The organism is Allocoleopsis sp. (genome assembly GCF_036703385.1).
Lineage (GTDB): Bacteria > Cyanobacteriota > Cyanobacteriia > Cyanobacteriales > Coleofasciculaceae > Allocoleopsis.
This window is the reverse complement of the sequence record NZ_DATNPA010000219.1, coordinates 1-16864: the sequence shown is the minus strand read 5'-3', so window position 1 is coordinate 16864 and position 16864 is coordinate 1. Positions and strand designations below refer to the sequence as shown.

19 protein-coding genes and 1 other RNA gene are annotated in these 16864 nt (G+C 47.0%); 8 read left to right on the top strand and 12 right to left on the bottom strand.

Going from position 1 to position 16864, the window contains the following annotated elements; all coding sequences use genetic code 11:
- Window positions 1–39 precede the first annotated feature (39 nt).
- The 4 genes from V6C93_RS10885 to V6C93_RS10870 form a co-directional block, all read right to left on the bottom strand.
- Window positions 40–777 (bottom strand): hypothetical protein, encoded by a 738-nt coding sequence (locus V6C93_RS10885; protein ID WP_333476678.1) that lies wholly within the window; start codon window positions 775–777, stop codon window positions 40–42.
- A 3-nt stretch (window positions 778–780) separates the two neighbouring features.
- Entirely contained in the window at window positions 781–1170 is a 390-nt protein-coding gene (locus tag V6C93_RS10880) for an element excision factor XisH family protein (RefSeq protein ID WP_333476677.1), read from the bottom strand.
- Between the two features lie 28 nt (window positions 1171–1198).
- On the bottom strand, window positions 1199–1867 hold the full coding sequence (locus V6C93_RS10875; protein ID WP_333476676.1) for a nitroreductase family protein: 669 nt from the start codon (window positions 1865–1867) through the stop codon (window positions 1199–1201).
- Window positions 1868–2059: 192 nt separating this feature from the next.
- Complete coding sequence (locus V6C93_RS10870; RefSeq protein WP_333476675.1) at window positions 2060–3043, bottom strand: GntR family transcriptional regulator; 984 nt, start codon at window positions 3041–3043, stop codon at window positions 2060–2062.
- 652 nt (window positions 3044–3695) lie between these two features.
- Here V6C93_RS10870 and V6C93_RS10865 point away from each other — a divergent pair.
- Together V6C93_RS10865 and V6C93_RS10860 are read left to right on the top strand one after the other, a co-directional pair.
- Window positions 3696–4454, top strand: a complete 759-nt coding sequence (locus tag V6C93_RS10865; RefSeq protein WP_333476674.1) for a dienelactone hydrolase family protein — start codon at window positions 3696–3698, stop codon at window positions 4452–4454.
- Between the two features lie 65 nt (window positions 4455–4519).
- Entirely contained in the window at window positions 4520–5428 is a 909-nt protein-coding gene (locus V6C93_RS10860; RefSeq protein WP_333476673.1) for a S1 RNA-binding domain-containing protein, read from the top strand.
- A gap of 172 nt (window positions 5429–5600) precedes the next feature.
- Here the strand turns inward: V6C93_RS10860 and ltrA are convergent, their stop codons facing one another.
- The 3 genes from ltrA to V6C93_RS10845 all read right to left on the bottom strand — a co-directional run bounded on the left by ltrA (window position 5601) and on the right by V6C93_RS10845 (window position 9382).
- The gene (ltrA, locus tag V6C93_RS10855) at window positions 5601–7496 is read right to left on the bottom strand and encodes a group II intron reverse transcriptase/maturase (protein ID WP_333476672.1); all 1896 of its coding nucleotides are present in this window, start codon (window positions 7494–7496) and stop codon (window positions 5601–5603) included.
- A 35-nt stretch (window positions 7497–7531) separates the two neighbouring features.
- The gene (locus V6C93_RS10850) at window positions 7532–7702 is read right to left on the bottom strand and encodes a hypothetical protein (RefSeq protein WP_333476671.1); all 171 of its coding nucleotides are present in this window, start codon (window positions 7700–7702) and stop codon (window positions 7532–7534) included.
- 495 nt (window positions 7703–8197) lie between these two features.
- Complete coding sequence (locus V6C93_RS10845) at window positions 8198–9382, bottom strand: transposase (protein ID WP_333476670.1); 1185 nt, start codon at window positions 9380–9382, stop codon at window positions 8198–8200.
- 117 nt (window positions 9383–9499) lie between these two features.
- On the opposite strand from V6C93_RS10845, the gene V6C93_RS10840 reads away from it, so the two are divergent.
- The 5 genes from V6C93_RS10840 to V6C93_RS10820 all read left to right on the top strand — a co-directional run bounded on the left by V6C93_RS10840 (window position 9500) and on the right by V6C93_RS10820 (window position 14397).
- The gene (locus tag V6C93_RS10840) at window positions 9500–10207 is read left to right on the top strand and encodes an ROK family protein (protein WP_333476669.1); all 708 of its coding nucleotides are present in this window, start codon (window positions 9500–9502) and stop codon (window positions 10205–10207) included.
- Between the two features lie 233 nt (window positions 10208–10440).
- Window positions 10441–11181 carry a cytochrome c biogenesis protein CcdA gene (locus V6C93_RS10835; protein WP_349262681.1) on the top strand — a complete coding sequence of 247 codons (741 nt, stop codon included), beginning with the start codon at window positions 10441–10443 and terminating at the stop codon, window positions 11179–11181.
- 3 nt (window positions 11182–11184) lie between these two features.
- Entirely contained in the window at window positions 11185–12564 is a 1380-nt protein-coding gene (locus V6C93_RS10830; protein ID WP_333476667.1) for a cytochrome c biogenesis protein, read from the top strand.
- Between the two features lie 30 nt (window positions 12565–12594).
- On the top strand, window positions 12595–12957 hold the full coding sequence (locus tag V6C93_RS10825) for a hypothetical protein (protein WP_333476666.1): 363 nt from the start codon (window positions 12595–12597) through the stop codon (window positions 12955–12957).
- Between the two features lie 171 nt (window positions 12958–13128).
- Window positions 13129–14397 carry an acyl-CoA thioesterase/bile acid-CoA:amino acid N-acyltransferase family protein gene (locus V6C93_RS10820; protein WP_333476665.1) on the top strand — a complete coding sequence of 423 codons (1269 nt, stop codon included), beginning with the start codon at window positions 13129–13131 and terminating at the stop codon, window positions 14395–14397.
- Between the two features lie 22 nt (window positions 14398–14419).
- On the opposite strand, the gene queF is transcribed toward V6C93_RS10820, so the two are convergent.
- The 5 genes from queF to V6C93_RS10795 all read right to left on the bottom strand — a co-directional run bounded on the left by queF (window position 14420) and on the right by V6C93_RS10795 (window position 16497).
- The gene (gene queF / locus V6C93_RS10815; RefSeq protein WP_333476664.1) at window positions 14420–14842 is read right to left on the bottom strand and encodes a preQ(1) synthase; all 423 of its coding nucleotides are present in this window, start codon (window positions 14840–14842) and stop codon (window positions 14420–14422) included.
- Between the two features lie 13 nt (window positions 14843–14855).
- Window positions 14856–15236 carry a hypothetical protein gene (locus V6C93_RS10810; protein WP_333476663.1) on the bottom strand — a complete coding sequence of 127 codons (381 nt, stop codon included), beginning with the start codon at window positions 15234–15236 and terminating at the stop codon, window positions 14856–14858.
- Between the two features lie 279 nt (window positions 15237–15515).
- Window positions 15516–15911 (bottom strand): hypothetical protein, encoded by a 396-nt coding sequence (locus V6C93_RS10805; RefSeq protein WP_333476662.1) that lies wholly within the window; start codon window positions 15909–15911, stop codon window positions 15516–15518.
- Window positions 15912–16080: 169 nt separating this feature from the next.
- Window positions 16081–16177, bottom strand: an RNA gene (gene ffs / locus V6C93_RS10800) — signal recognition particle sRNA small type.
- A 53-nt stretch (window positions 16178–16230) separates the two neighbouring features.
- Window positions 16231–16497, bottom strand: a complete 267-nt coding sequence (locus V6C93_RS10795) for a YciI family protein (RefSeq protein ID WP_333476661.1) — start codon at window positions 16495–16497, stop codon at window positions 16231–16233.
- Window positions 16498–16558: 61 nt separating this feature from the next.
- Here V6C93_RS10795 and V6C93_RS10790 point away from each other — a divergent pair.
- Window positions 16559–16864: 2'-5' RNA ligase family protein (locus tag V6C93_RS10790; RefSeq protein ID WP_333476660.1), on the top strand; the 306-nt coding region annotated here is incomplete at its 3' end.

Sequence of the window (16864 nt, the reverse complement as noted above, 5' to 3'; positions counted from 1 at the left end):
GAAGATATACCTATTAGAGCGAAACTACGAAAATCCTATCTATGTCAGTTTCTTCAGCCCAGCCGCCATAATTTCAGCAAGGTTGTCAGCTAGTGTACTTAAACCAGGTTTAAGTCCCCACTGGTTAACCTTGGTTGGTTGAAGAAATCCATGTGCAGTAGCATTTCTCAAAGCTTTTGCAAGTTTTACTGCTTCCTCCCAGGAACCAATAGAATCAGACTTGACAATCCAACGTTCAATTATTTTGGCATCACCAGCCGTAACTCCGAGGAAGTCAGCGATCGCACTCTCTTCCTTACTAAGCCATTTCTCAAGATTTGGTTTTTTATTTGGTGAAATACTTGGTGAACCCAGTGGCTTGTAAATTGGAAAATTACACTTCTTTATATAGTTCTCAATTACTTCTGAAGGAGTGTTCCTTTTGAAATGGTTCATTAATGCCTTTGCCGTAATTTCAAATCCACCATAAGCAATTACAAGCCGCCATTGGATACCGCGTAGCTTATCTATTTTTCGTGTTGACTTCTTGCCTATTGCAGCGTTCTGCCAGTCAATAGCAGCTTGTGTAAGAGACACTCCCCTACTTAATGCCTTGATGACTTTATCAATATGCTCTGGACTGTCAGAGTGAGTTGGGTTAAAGTACGAAAGTCTTTTCTGGATGTCGCTGCATTTAGCTTTGTCATCCTTCCAAGAGTTATCAGGCTGAAATATTTGCCAGGTATTCTCCCAGGCACATTTCAGAATTTCCTGAATAATTATGGAGGAGTCTGTCATTCTTCAGGATATGGCAAAGTCGGTGTACTGGCGAAGTTCGACTGGATGAAAGCCAAGGACGATCGCTTCACGCGGGATACCTGCTTCAAGTAACGCTTCCGCTACAGAAAGCAAGCGCTCTGGCTCTACTTCCAAAAGTACGCTGCGATAAATATCATACTGACCTACAGCGTCTTGCAGGTCATGAACGGGAGAAGGACTCAGAAAACTCTTAATTTCAACAGCAATTTTCTGACCCTCCTTCTGTGCCGCAATTGCTTCACGCTCTGCACCGAGATCGACGAAAAGGTCTCTACTGCCGTAGGCTATGTACAAGGGATCATGGGTAATTGTCCACCCATCTGCCTTCAGCGATTGAACAACTGCATTGTGGTAGATATCCTTTGCAGGCATTAGCTAAGTAACAGCCAACATAGCTACTTTACAGTGTGAAGGGCTGCCCATAACTTTCACCGAAGAAAACCTGATCAATACCAAAGCGTCCACCATAGGGTTTAAATGGTTCAGCCACATAGCCTAGCGCTAAGAGGCAGCACACATCCACCTCCTCTGGAATTTGGAACGCTTCTTTCACCTGAGCCGAGACAAACCCTTCCATTGGACAGCTATCTACACCATAGCTCTTAGCCACGATCATTAAGTGAGCGACAGCCAACATCGTATGGCGGTTCGTCCAAGCTTCCACATTTTCAAAGCAGGGATGATTTTCAAACAAAGCTGGGATTTTCTGGCGCATGACATCTGCATACGCTTCATTCACCGCCCCATTGTCGAAACCCAACTTGATCACGGATTCTATATAGTCAGGTTCAGCGACACGCCTGTCACCACAACAAATTAAGACTACAGGCGCTTCACCGACTTGTCGCTGATTGAAGGCACAAGCTTTGAGTTTCTCCTTATTTTCTGGCTCCCGTACCACTACAAAGCGCCAAGGCTGGAGATTATAACCAGATGGGGCCCGGACACCCAGCCGCAAAATTTCCTGTAAAGCGGCTTCTGGAATGGGATCGCTGCGGAATGAGCGCACCGCACGACGTTGCTCAATGCTATCCTTTAATCCGGTCGTTGGACGCATGTTAATTGTCATTTTGTCTTCTCATTCCACAGTGAATTTCGTAGTAGCATGAAGCATGTTGTAATCACAAAAAGTGACTAAGCTGTTAGGCATCTAAACTGGGTATGAGTAAAACTTTAAACCCTTACGTCTGAATCTTGACACCGAATCCGAATAAGTAATTTAAATGCTGAACAGCTTACAAACACTTTTAGCTAGCAGCAATTAACCTAATCCTAATTCGCGTTTGAGCAAGTTAATCGATTTGCTGCCAATATAATTGTCACTGCAAATGAGTTCTGGGGGACGAATAATGTCTTCTCTGGCAGCTAAGATGGCGGCTTTGACGGTTTGATAACTGGCCTGGTCGCTAATAATGGTTTGGGCACTGCGAACTAAGGCATTCAGTTTGTAGGTTTCGTTAAACTGAGCCGTCATGAGGAGTAAATCTTCCCCACGCAGACTATGGATGATTACTTCTACGACCCTTAAGATACCGTCACTGATACTCACTACGCCCAAGCAGTTGTCTTTGGGAAGACTTTGAATGAGCTTGATCTCTTTGCCATAGTCGTAGATATCCACAGGAATCACACGAACTGATTTGGGAGCTGCGATCGCTTCAGCTTGTCGGATAAAATACCGACTGGTCACGACTGTACCCGAGTTGGTTAGATCTAGCGCTTGGGCGAGTTCCTCCATTGGCACCAACTGCACGGGGATTCCCAGCGATTTTTCCAATTCCTGTACCATCAACTCCCCAGCACCCATGTCCCGTGACTCAACGGTAACTAGTACTCGCGCACTACAGCGCAACCGCCAGTCGATTTCTGTGAGAAACAGTTCTCTCGCTTCACTCAGGGAGCAACCCTGTGATAACAGCTCATCAAGGCTCTGTTGCACAATTTTGGAGGCTTCAGGATACTGCCTGAGGATGGGAGATTGCCGTTGGGCACCCCCTTCATGTCCCTGTGCCTTGACGTAAATTCCTGACCCGGCTTGAGATTCTACTAGTCCTGTTTCTTCTAACTGCCGATACACCTTGCTAATGGTATTGCGGTGCAGACCGGTAATCATGGCGAGTTGCCTGGTACTGGGCAAGCGGTGACCAGGGGGATATTGCCGAGAGGCGATCGCAAACTGAATTTGATCAAATAGCTGCTTTGAGGCAGGAATTTCGCTATCTGGCTGAATATGATATTGAACCATCACAATGTCTCCAAAGCCTTTGGTCAACCGAGGGGAGTTTTGCCATCGGCACCATTAACACTAAAATTTTGTATTTTGTCCAGGTCTATAATCTATCCTTACTCAGCCCTGGATTCCTAGGGAAATCTGTGCAATTAACAGTTTCTCGCTGCGTTGGTCTCATAGACAGAAGTTAAAAATAAGCGTCTGACTATATTAATAGTAGACTTTTAGGGCTTGATGCTGCCTTCCCTCCCCTGTGCGATTAATCAGCCAGAGAGGTTTCTCTAGAAAGGTGACAAAGTTACTAAATTATTTTAATTAAACAAGCTTCCCTTCTATTTTTACTTCTGACCTGCTTGCAAATATTTATTATTTATTTTTTCAGTTCTCATTTTCAGCCTATTTATTTATGTGTTTAAAGAATTAAAAGTTTTTAAGCTCAGCTCCTATCTTGAATTGCAAAGTACAACTACTAAATAAATAGTTGTATGATAATTCTGAAGAATTAATTAATACGAAATAAAATAATATTGAAAATTTTATAGGCATTTGGGTAACTTAGAGTTAAAATTAAATACTACAGTTTTTGTATCGGTTATAAAGCCGATAATCTTTCGAGATGAGCAGCTCTGGCCTCTACAGAGCGCCTTTCCACCCGTCAAACTTAATCATGGCAAATAGAGAAATAAAGACAAATTCCGTCAAGATTGCGAACGACTCTCTAGAAATTGAAGCTTACCTAGCAATGCCAGCCGACACGGGGAATTTCCCAGGCGTTGTGGTGCTGCAAGAAATTTTTGGAGTGAACGATCATATCCGAGATGTCACTCGACGGATAGCTCAAGAAGGCTATGTTGCGATCGCACCCGCACTCTATCAACGCCAAGCTCCCAGATTTGAAACGGGTTACACTGCGCAAGACATTACAATTGGCAAAAAATATAAGGATCAGACCACAGCAGAAGAACTCCTGAGTGATATTCAGGCAACCATCAATTACCTAATCAGCCACACGCCCTCAAAAGCCAACGCGATTGGCTGTATCGGCTTTTGTTTTGGGGGTCATGTTGCCTATCTGGCTGCTACCTTGCCAGACATCCAGGCCACAGCATCCTTCTATGGCGCGGGGATTACCACGATGACTCCGGGGGGAGGTGCGCCTACCCTGACTCGAACCAAACAAATCAAAGGGGGCACAATCTATCTCTTCTTTGGGATGGAAGACGCCAGCATCCCAGTTGAACAGGTTGATCAGATTGAGGAAGCACTGGACAAAAACCAAGTGGTACACCGTATCTTTCGTTACAAAGGGGCAGATCACGGATTCTTCTGCGACCAACGCGCTAGCTACAATGAGGCAGCAGCAGCTGATGCTTGGGTCCAAGTAAAGCAGCTTTTTAGGCAAGAACTGGCCTTGGCATCCACTTGAAGCTGCACCCCTTAACCACTCACTCTTGACCGTAATTCACTACTTTTTTTAAGCGATTAATTGACATGAAATCAGAACCAGCACGTTCTAAAGGTAGCAAGGCGTCTTTCTCAATGGACGATTTTGCCAAAGCCTTGGAACAACACGACTACGGGTTTAAAAAGGGACAGGTCGTGCGTGGCAAGGTGTACAACTACGAAACGGATGGTGCGTATGTTGACATCGGCGGCAAGTCTCTGGCCTATGTTCCCATCAATGAGGTTTCTGTGAAATCCTCAGGGGATTGGTCGGAAGTGCTCCCGTTACACGAAGAACTCGATTTTCTCATTGTTGGAGAACAAGACGCCGATGGTCAGGTGACGCTTTCGCGGCGTCAGCTCGAAGTTAAGCGGCTTTGGGATGAGTTGGCAGAGGTACAGGAAGAGGGGAAATCGTTCCAGGTGCGCGTTACCGGGGTGAATAAAGGTGGCGTCACGGTCGATATGCGGGGGTTGCGGGGGTTTATTCCGCGATCGCATTTGAGTGTGCGAGAGGACTTAGATTCATTGATTGGTCAAACCCTCACCGCTACAATATTAGAAGCCGATCGCGAACGCAACAAATTAGTCGTTTCCCAGCGCCAAGCCACTCGTTCTGCTGGTTTTAGTCAGTTGGAGTTAGGGCAATTGGTGGAAGGAAAAATTATTTCGATTAAGCCTTTCGGTGTTTTTGTTGATTTTGAAGGCATTACGGGTTTGCTGCACATTAAGCAAGTCAGCCAAACCTTTATTGAATCTCTTCCAGCCGTATTCCAAATCGGTCAGATCATTAAAGCAATGATTATTGACCTCGATGAGGGGAAAGGCCGTATTTCTTTGTCAACTAGGGTGTTAGAAAATTATGCGGGAGAAATGATCGAGAAAATGGCTGATGTAATGGATAGTGCCGAAGCGCGTGCAGAACGCGCTAAGCCAAAAATCATGCAGCAGCAGTGACACTCCTCTGCCTCTTAGGCGCGAAGATTCTTGGCTCAACCAGTCAATTTGCTTATTGATGTCACCACCAATGAGTAGAGATCGGTCTGTCCCCAAGGGTAGGGTCGAGGAGAAATATTACTACTTCTCCCCTCCCATCCGAAACCGTGCTTGCGATTTTCACCGCACACGGCTACTCAATGTGCTTCCTTTTGTCACTACAGGACTCCTTAACCGCTCGACCCTTGATGACCGGAATATCGTTAATCCACTCCCATTCAAATTTGCTCCATTGTTGAGCTAATTTCTTGAAGAACTTTGAGTGTTCTATTTTCCGAATTTCTATGAGGTCTTGAGCGGTCTTTTCATCGTGGCAGTGCCGATGTAGTAGTTGTAGATTTTGCCACTCATCCTTGCCGCGTAGCGCTCTGGGGATTTTGTGGTCTACTTCCATTACATCCCATTCTTGGAAGCGTAGTCCGCACGCCAGACATTTACCCTTTTGCTGCTTGAGCAACTTAGCCTTTCGACTGGGCATTTCAGGGTGTGTTCCTAGCCTTAAACTCCAGTAAACTGTGTCGCCGTCGAATGGGCTTTTATCGCCTTTGACTTTCACATAATCAGTGCTACTGCAACTAAACTCATTGTGTGAGAGTAACCGAAGGGGGTTCGCTTTCCCTTCTCTGGTTGCGAATACCCAGTCATTACCGCCTATGGTCGTCCAGTATTTCTGATGACCCAGATTGATGTTTTTGCAGCGGCGTTTTGCCCATCTACGAAGTTTCAGGTATGTGAGGTAATCTTGTCTTGATAATTCTCCGACTGTTTTTGAATCGGAATTTTGGTAGTAAGAAGTCCATCCCCTTATGACAGGGTTGAGGTCTTTTATTAGTGCCACTTGAGGCGATGACCTGTGTTTTCTGATGAGTCTTCCGATTTCCTCTTGGTGAACCTTACTCGCCTTCTTTGATGGGGTGATAAGTGTGTCAAAACCTAATATCCCACCGTGTCCGTTTTTGTCACTTCTGTGTTTACCAGCGGGGTATTGCTGAATGTGAAATCCAAGGAAATCAAATCCAGCTTTACCATCCTCACTTAACTCTGGATGGAGTGTATGAGTTAGCCTCGTCTTTTCAGGTTTTAACTCCAAGCCTATGCCTATTAACCACTCCGAGATTATCTCTCGGCATCTTTGTATTACGGCTTTCTCCTCATGTAGTACTACAAAATCATCGGCATATCTGACCAATGTAAGGGAAGAGATTTTATCCCTTTTACCCTTCTGACTACCTTTTGGATGTCTTAAATCTAGAGTTACCGCAAATTGTTTCATGCGTTCCTCTAAGCCGTGTAGGGCTATATTTGCCAGCAGCGGAGAGATGACTCCACCCTGAGGTGTCCCTTCTGATGTAGCAGTAAATGCCCCTTGGTCTATGACTCCTGATTTTAGCCAAGCCTTTATTTGTTGCCTGACTTTTCCGTTTATTTTTAGTTTTTGGAGTAGGGCTAAGTGGTCGATACTGTCAAAGCATTTGGCTATATCTGCATCTAGTACAAATTTAGCCTTCTGTGTTATGCAGTTTTTAATCTGCTTTATCGCATCGTGGCATGACCTTCCAGGTCTAAAACCGTAACTGTTTGGCTCGAAATTTGCCTCCCATTCCGGCTCAACGGCAGCTTTGATTACTGCCTGCAAGGCTCGGTCGTACATTGTGGGTATTCCCAATGGTCGCTTCTCATCCTTTCCAGGTTTTGGAATCCACACCCTGCGAGTAGGACGGGATTTTCCGGTTATTCTGAGTTGACCTGCTAGCTTAAAACGCGCTGCTGGGGATAGTGCTTTGACGCCATCCACTCCTGCTGTTTTCTTGCCAGTGTTATCTTGTGTTACCCGTCGAACCGATAAAACCTTGTTAGACCAAGACCTCATCAGCGTCTTTTGGAGTTTACGGACTTGCTTGACATCGCCGTGACGTGAAGCAGCGTAGATTCGCTTTTGTAACTTAAAGACGTACCTTTCGGCTTTGCGCCAATTGATAGCCTTCCATCCCTCAGTATTCTTTTGTGAATCTGATTTAGGCTTGTTCATCACTACTTCTGACTCTAGCTTTCACACATTGCGGTTCACGTCTGCTTATCCCGGCAGTTACGCCATCCCTTTTCAGGCATTACCCGTCGTTTCGGGTTGGGCTTTTGCTTTTTGAACCATCCCACCATCTCGATGCTTGTAGCCTGACAGCCTACCTCATAATGTTGAGGAGCTTGCGTGATGGTTACTTCGTTCCTACTATCCATTGATTGAGCCTTTAGGGCGGGCTTCTCCACCGGGGGTTTAGGTAGTGCGCTATCTCAGTCCACGAGCTTGATAGACCTTACCCTTGTCAATTTGACGCAGGATTGGGTTTCCCCTTTTTGCTTGATTCCTGCTGCCGGATTACGATGGTTCATTCAGCCCTTTGCTTGTTCTACCCATAGGTACTCTTGCTCGCAGTAGGTGTTTTCGGCTATTGTCACCTATTTCTGCTTTCACCCCCGCTTTGCAGAATTGATAGTCAGTCTCATCTGTAGGGGCTACCAAGAATTGGTAGTTTGTGTGCTTTCAATCCCGCACCAGGATGGTAGGATTTGGTGTTTTCTGGATTAGGTTATGATGTCGGCATGACCCTTCGCTTTTCCCTTATTCCCCTAGTTGTCTTAGCTTACGCTTGACTAGGTTGTTCCTCACCTACATGGATAGTAAGTTGTCATCAGTAGAGGATAAAAGTGCGAACTCTACCCAAAGAGGTTACTCTACTGTTGCCACTCATCCCCCCTGTTACAGGTTTCGAGTGAACGAATCGCACCGTTGATTCCGGCGTGCCCCGCCGTATTTAAATCAATTCCTGCCTGCCTTAAAGCTTTGGCTAGGATGTTCAGTGCTGCGTTGTGGTCGCGGTCTAGCACCGTGCCACAACGGCAAGCATGAGTCCTCACTGACAGCGACTTTTTGACTGTATTGCCGCAAGCTGAACAGTTCTGGGAAGTGTATTGAGGAGCAACAGCAACCACTATTTTTCCATACACTTTCCCTAGATACTGCAACCATTGAGAAAACTGCGACCAAGCGGCATCACTGATGCTTTTGGCAAGATGCGGGTTCTTCACCATGTTCCTCACCTGAAGGTCTTCATAGGCAATAAAATCGCTAGATTTCACTACGCACAATGCCGTCTTAATGGCAAAGTCTTTACGCTGCCTACTGACCTTGAGGTGTTTTCTTGCCAGCCGATTAATGGCTTTCCTGTGGTTGGCTGACCCCTTTTTCTTGCTAGAAACTCGCCGTTGCGCTATGCGCAATCCTTTCTCACTTTTTCGGAGATGGCGAGGATTGGGAACGGTGGTTCCAGTGCTATCGGTCAAGAAGTGGTTTAAACCAAGATCTATACCAATAGCTTTACCCGTAGGAAGGGCTTCCTCTACTCGTTCTACATTGATGCAGAACTGAGCGTAGTAGCCATCGGCTCTACGAATTACCCGTACCCGCTTAATCTCATCCGGCGCATAGAAGTGTAAATCGCGAGAGCCCACTAATTTAAAAGAGCCAGCAGCAAAGCCATCTGTAAAAGCTAGATGTCTTTTATCAGAAGAAAGCTTCCAGCCTGAAGTTTTGTACTCGACAGTTCGAGAAAACTTCTTGAACTGTGGGAATCCTTTCTTTCCTGGTTTTTTAGCTTTGCAATTAGCAAAGAAACGTTGGATAGCAATCAGGGCACGTTCTGCCGAAGCTTGACGCGCCATTGAGTTAAGTTTTCCTGCCCATTCAAACTCTTTGGCTATTACAGCACATTGTTTGTAGAGGTCAGACAGCTTAACGCCTTGATTTTCCATCCAGTACTTGAGCGCCTTGTTTCGGATAAACTGAGCGGTGCGGATCATGTTGTCAATGACCCGATACTGCTGCGGCTTACCTTTTAACTTAAACTCAAGTACAATCATGAGCATATCCTACCATGTTTATGGCTACATATTGCTATAAACCAAGAAAAACTGTCCTAGAAGGACGCGGAGCTTCAGTGAGCAGCTTTAAATCCATTAATTTTGGTAAAAATACTCATGACTCAAGCAGACGGATCGAGCCGCACTCTCGTTGTGGACATTGGCGGCAGTGGTGTCAAGGTGATGGTCTTAGATGAAGCGGGTAATCCCCTGACGGAACGCAGCCGTGTGGAAACGCCCCAACCCCCTAAGCCGAATGTTGTGATTGATGCGATCGCTCAGTTAGCGGCAGGACAAGGTGAGTTTGATCGCGTGTCCGTGGGATTTCCTGGTGTCGTCAGTTGCGGTATCACGAGAACAGCGGTGAACTTAGACCCCGATTGGATGGGGTTCGATCTTAGCACCGTCCTTTCTGAGCGTTTGGGAAAGCCAGTGCGGGTAGCGAATGATGCCGATGTGCAAGGAATGGCCGCGATTTCGGGGAAAGGGGTGGAACTGGTAATTACCCTGGGTACAGGGTTTGGTTCTGCCCTGTTTGTTGATGGAAAACTAGTGCCCAATTTGGAAATGGGGCACCATCCGTTTCGCAAAGGGGAAACCTACGAAGAGCAGTTGGGACGTGCGGCACTAGATCAAGTGGGACAGAAAAAATGGAACAATCGCTTAGAAAAGGCGATCGCATGTCTGGATCATCTGTTCAATTATGATTACCTCTACATCGGTGGCGGGGAAGCGAAGAAAATCACCATCAACCTATCCCCCAATGTGAAAATTGTCCCAAATATTAATGGCTTGTTAGGTGGAATTGTGTTGTGGCGGGATTAGAACGGACGATTAGATAAAATTGAGCTGGCTCACACTCAAGGCAATCTAGACTTTGTTTCAAGCTGACAGTAAGAAGGCTGACGCTCCGCTAAGGCCCCTACAAAAATCATGATTCTTGCCCGGAAATAACAAAAGAAGGAGCAGACGATGCTCAAAGTTCCTATCGCCTGCCCCTAACCCCTGTGTACGTTAAAATTCAAGCAGAACGGGCTATTTCACCAGCCAGTGCCAGCATGTTAGAAACACTCTCGACTCGACTTTACGAACTCGCACAATTTGCCGATAATCTCGTCTCCTCCCAACTCTTGCACCTCACCGGATTCAGCATCGGCATTATCTTTACAGCCGGGTTGCTTACCAGCCTCACCCCCTGTATGCTCTCCATGCTACCCATCACCATCGGCTACATCGGTGGCTACGAAGCAAAAGGGCGTCTCCAAGCTGCAACTCAGTCCACATGGTTTGCCCTGGGATTAGCAACCACGTTAGCCGCATTGGGAATTCTAGCAGCCTCTTTAGGGCGAGTCTACGGTCAAGTCGGAGTAGGATTGCCGATTATTGTCAGCCTGATTGCGATTATCATGGGGCTGAACTTACTCGAAATCTTGCCCTTGCAACTTCCCTCCTTGGGCGGGATGGAGTGGATTTCTAAAGACTGGCCTGAAGGCTTGCGCTCGTATTTAATCGGCTTAACCTTTGGCTTAGTCGCCTCTCCTTGCAGTACTCCTGTCTTAGCTACCTTACTGGCTTGGATTGCAGAAACACAAGACTTGGTTTTAGGTGGTATTTTTCTCTTATCTTATACAGCGGGTTACGTCGCGCCGTTGATTTTGGCTGGTACCTTTACCGCCTCCATTAAAAAATTATTGGAGTTGCGCCAGTGGTCGGGTTGGATTACACCTGTTAGTGGTGCCTTACTGCTAGGGTTTGGCGTCTTTTCTTTACTGTCTCGAATTCCGGGCGGATTCTTATAAAAAATGACTTTAAAAAATCCATCATTCCCTAATCTCTGGCGTCAGCTGTTGTCAGTACTCGGTGACTTGCGGCTGGCGATTGTTCTGCTGCTTGCGATCGCACTTTTTAGTATCAGTGGTACTGTCATTGAACAGGGTCAGTCCCTCGCCTTTTACCAAGCCAATTACCCAGAAGACCCAGCCTTATTCGGTTTCCTCTCTTGGAAAGTCCTTTTAACCCTGGGCTTAGACCACGTATATCGTACTTGGTGGTTTTTGTCAATCCTGATTTTATTCGGCAGTAGCCTCACCGCCTGTACTTTTACTCACCAGTTCCCCGCCCTGAAAGCTGCTCGTCGCTGGAACTTCTACAAAGAACCGCGCCAGTTTCAAAAACTCGCCCTCAGTGCTGAACTCGAAACTGGAAGTCTGGATTCCCTGACCTCATTGCTGGAAAAGCGACGCTACAAAGTGTTTCGAGAAGGCGAGACTCTCTACGCCCGCAAGGGGATCATCGGACGCATCGGGCCTATCGTTGTTCATGCCAGTATGCTGATTATCCTGGCAGGTTCGATTTGGGGGGCGCTCACGGGTTTCATGGCTCAGGAAATGGTTGCCAGTGGTAACACGTTTCAAATCAAAAATATTCTCGATGCTGGCCCCTTAGCTACGCCAAAAACCCTGAGTGATTGGTCAGTTCGGGTCAATCGCTTCTGGATTGACTACACCCCAGAAGGGGGCATTGACCAGTTTTATTCCGATCTATCCGTTCTGGATCAGGCAGGAAAGGAGGTGGACAAGCAAACCATTTATGTCAACAAACCCCTGCGTTATCGGGGAGTGACGATGTACCAAACCGACTGGGGAATTGCTGCGGTTAAAGTGCGGTTAAACAATAGCCCACTTTTCCAAATCCCAATGGCGCAGCTAGATACTCAGGGTAAGGGACGCCTCTGGGGTACTTGGATTCCCACGAAACCAGATATGAGCGAAGGTGCCTCGGTACTTGCAAGAGACTTGCAGGGAACGCTACTGGTTTACGATGCCTCTGGGAAGTTGGTGTCTACGGTTCGACCGGGAATGGCAACACAGGTGAATGGCGTTACCCTGAAAGTTAATGATGTTATCGGTAGCACAGGCTTACAGATTAAATCTGACCCAGGTATTCCATTGGTTTATACGGGCTTTGGCTTGCTGATGCTGGGGGTCATGATGAGTTATGTTTCCCACTCTCAAATTTGGGCGTTGCAAAAAGGTGACCATTTCTACGTAGGCGGTAGAACCAACCGGGCGCAAGTCGCATTTGAGCGGGAAGTGATTGAGATGTTAGATCAATTGAATGGTCAGGCACCCTCACCAGAGGTTCCAACCTTAGCCACAGACTCTCTGGTGAGTCAAAATTAATTTATTAATGAATAGTGGGGAGGGTTGGCGATGAGTCGGAACGATGAGAAGCCGTCGAAACTACCTCTAATTATTGCTATAACGTCCCTAGCTTTAGCCTTTTTCGCTTTGGGTGTTGCTGTATCCTTGAGTGTACCGACCTTAAGGAAATCATCTTCCTTCACTCCCACAACACCCGTGGTTCCCTTTGCTCCTTCACGGACTCAAGCTTCCCCCACCTCTGCGCCAGCTAGCAAACCCAAGACTGTGCGATCGCCTTTGGCGCTGCCCTCTGGGCGATCGCAAAAAAGTGGACATGACGTGCGATCGCCTGCCCCAACTCCAACTTCAGCCACATCGCCATCTGCAACTCCAGAGAATAATACTAATGGCTTGAACGAAGATAGGAACTAATACTGAGTTGCAATCTAACTGAGAATTTAACAAACCCCTCCAGGCACTGAGGGCACTGAGGTAAGAGAAACAGAGAGATATACGTTTGAATGCAACTTGTATAACGACGCATAAGGTTAGCGGCTCAACTCATCGATTCGATCACAACTTCTGAGTTGGAGGTAACTCCCGATGTCATACTTCGAGATTAGTCAGCCAAGGGCTTTGATTGACGAACCATTCAGCATCAAGCTTCGAGAGCTGACTCCAGATAGTTCAGTGTTGGTGAGGTTACAGTTCCAAGACGACCTTGGGCAACAGTGGGTTAGCCATGCTGAATTTATTTCTGATCAGGAAGGGGTTGTCGAGCTTTCTAAGAGTAGACCAACAGCAGGTCGCTATGCCGAAGTCGAGCCGATGGGGCTTTTCTGGTCTGCACAAGCGGTAATTGAAGAGTCTTCCAAGGCTATGCCACCATTTTTGTATGATACGACGCAGTCGCTGAAGCCACTATCTGTAACGCTGCAAGCCGAGGTTCAAAGTCAAATTGTGGCTTCGACTACCGTAGAGCGATTGTTTCTCGCGGATGGAGTTGAATGCATCGACATTTGTGATGATGGTTTGGTCGCCAAGTTGTTCATACCACCCGGTCAAGAGCTAAATCCTGCTGCACTGGTGATTAGTGGCTCCAATGGAGGGTTCGGATGGTCGAGCCAAGTCGCGGCGCTTCTGGCCTCTCACGGTTGCGCAGCGATCGCTGTTGCTTATTTTGACAGGCGCGGTCAATTTGGTCTGCCGAATGAACTGATGGAGATTCCGCTAGAGTATTTTCGCCAAGCCATCAATCGCTTGAAGGTAGACCATCGGGTGACGCTTGACAATTTGGCAGCAATAGGTGTTTCTAGGGGGGGTGAACTCACGTTGCTGCTAGGGGCAACCTATCCGGAGATTAAGCGCGTAGTTGCGATCGCACCTAGTGCCGTCGTGTGGGAAAGCTTTCGCTTGCGTCCTGACAAGCCGCGCTCTTCTTGGAGTTACCAAGGACAGCCGTTGCCATTTGTACCTTTTAGGATTGAGCAAGGGATTAATCAGGCAATTGACATGTCCAAACTCCGCCAATTGCGTGAAGCGGCCTTGAACGATGAGGCGACTGTGGAAAAAGCAAGTATCCCAGTGGAAAAGATTGCCGGGTCAATCCTGCTGATTTCCGGCACAAACGACAGTATATGGCCTGCAACCGAGATGTGCGATCGGGTACTGGAACGGCTCAAACAGCATCACCACCCCTATCAAAGCACTCACCTCCGCTTAGAGGGGGCAGGACATGGGATAGGTATTCCATACCTACCCGTCAGCACCTTCGCTCAAGTTGATATGGCAACCCATGCACGGGCTAACCAGCAGGCGTGGCAAACTGTTTTGCAATTTTTGGGTCTTGGAGGACAACCCTCTACGAATTAGAAAGGGGGATTCTGCTCACTGCTCACTGTTTTTTGTGTCGCACCTCTATAACCGTGTGAACGTTCCCGCGTGGCGAGAAATCCCCTTTAACCGTAGCTTCTAAAGGCTCACAAGCCTCGACAAAATCATCCAGAATTTGATTGACGCTCTCTTCGTGAGAAATATAGCGATCGCGGTAACTATTAATATAAAGTTTCAGCGCCTTGAGTTCCACCACGCGTTCATCAGGAACGTAGCTGATGTGAATGGTTGCGAAGTCGGGATAGCCAGAGAATGGGCACTTGCAGGTAAACTCCGGCAAGGTAACGTTGATATCATAGCGACGCCCGACACGCGGATTCGGGAACGTAATCAGTTTTCCCTCCGCAATCTCGCGTTCACCGTATTTCATCTCTGGCGTCTGTACTTCGGAAGAGAGTTGTTCTTGGGTTAGAGATTGATTCATTGCGAGTTCTTAATTACTTAAAAGATTCCCAATCAGGGCAATTCTCTGCCTCCCAACCGTAGGGATGCATAGCGCAAATGAATAAATTACCACCATACACTTGTCCGTGGTAATGATGACAACCGATGCAGGCAGGATTCTTCTCTACTGTTGGTTCTACAGGATAACTATAATAAGTCTGCTCCGTTTCACCGACCATCTCTTCTAGCTCAGCAAAAATCTCGCTGATCGGTTCAAACATATCCTGCCAATATTGCTCAATATCGATGCCGATGCTCTCTTGCACTTCATTGGCAACGACTTCAACCATCTCAGTGACCCCTTGGAAAAATTCATCGACCATCACAGTCACTGATTCTAGAATCTCAAATATATCTTTGGGCCACTCTTCCATGTTGGAAATTCACTCAAGGATTATCTTTTATTTGACAATAATTCAGCACCCCATGTTCACTGAACAGCCATCCTAGCCTGAATGAATGGCGAGGTGCGATAAACCCGTTTCCCGAAGGATAGGGCATAGCTTGCGCCATCAGAGTTTTCGATGCTTTCGTACAGGCCACAGGGGTTTGCTAGTAGCTGAGGCTGCTGCTTTCTCAGCCTGTAAGGCTGTTGAGCGCATTACTCTTTCATCTCCCATGCTAGTCTAAGAGCTGAGCATCTATATTTATTTTTAGGATTCGCGCTTCAGACGGCGTAGTTCGTCTTGCATGGCTTGCACTTGCTGTCGCAGGGTGTCAACATTGTCCTCTTCAGTAGGGGCTTGCGCTTCATCCCCAGAGATAATTTCTATAAGGCGCGGTTCAGAGGCGGGGGTATTAACCTGATCATTATTAACCGGATTGGACGATTGAACTTGTTGCTGTTGTTGCGCCTGCCGCACCAACTCGTCAACCAGCTTACGAGCCTCTTCCGTCGTCATTTCTCCCTTAGCCACTAGTTCATCGGCTAGTTTTTGAGCCTGACCGCGAAGCTTTGAGAATCTTGAGCCAGCTTCTTCACCCGCAGCGGCAACGGCTCCAACGCCTAGATAGAATGCTTTTTGTACAATATCTCCGAAGCGATTCACTCTAATTAATTCTCCAAATATTACGCCAGTACCCTATTTCTCTAGGATAGGTGCGAAAATTGGGAAGTGCCCACCTAACTTGAGGAAGACATCGACGGATTGACAAAAAAGTTTAATAAGTACTAGGAATAGCTCTGTTGGAGGCTTACAATGCTGCTCCTTGAAGCTAAGTGACCCGGAGACTACGCCTGCCTCAAGCATCCCGTATTGCTGCTACCTTCCGGTTCTGACAAGGTCTGGGCGTTGAAACCGCATAGTTCCAGGTCATAATTATCATAACATCATTTTGTCCTGTGTGACTCATGGATATGCGAGGCACTCACTCAACAATGAGACGCCATTCGTGCAGGACATACTTGACGCAATGGTTTTGGATCAGCGGGTCTTGGGCAACAATCGCTTTTGCCTCATCCATCGAATCGGCTTCAAATAAGAGCATTCCGCCTCCTCTCTCTGCCCAGTAGCCTGTCTTCGCCTTGTGTCCCTTGGCAATCAAATCTTCCACGTAGGCTTTATGTGCTGGTACATATTGGTCAAAGGTGGCTTTATCAACGATGCCTTCTTCAATCTTTACAAACCAGGGCATTTTAGATTTTGGAATAATAGTACAACTTAAGAAAGTCTAGTGATTCGGCGATTTTCTTGCTTTGGATAACTCAAAACGTCGCTTTTTCATCGCGTTCCTGCCGCCGCAGGACATTCAAGACTACGCTACAGAGATTAAAGAGTACTTCGCAAAAAACTACAATAGCCGACATGCTCTGAAGTCTCCGCCGCACATAACCCTGCAACCGCCCTTTGAATGGCGTCTGGATAACGTATCGGTTCTCGAACAAACCCTCTCGACGTTTGCCGAGAGTCAAATGGCAGTGCCCATTATTCTCAAAGGATTTGGCGCATTTGTGCCGCGTGTCATTTACATCAACGTTATCAAGACACCAGAACTGATGAGT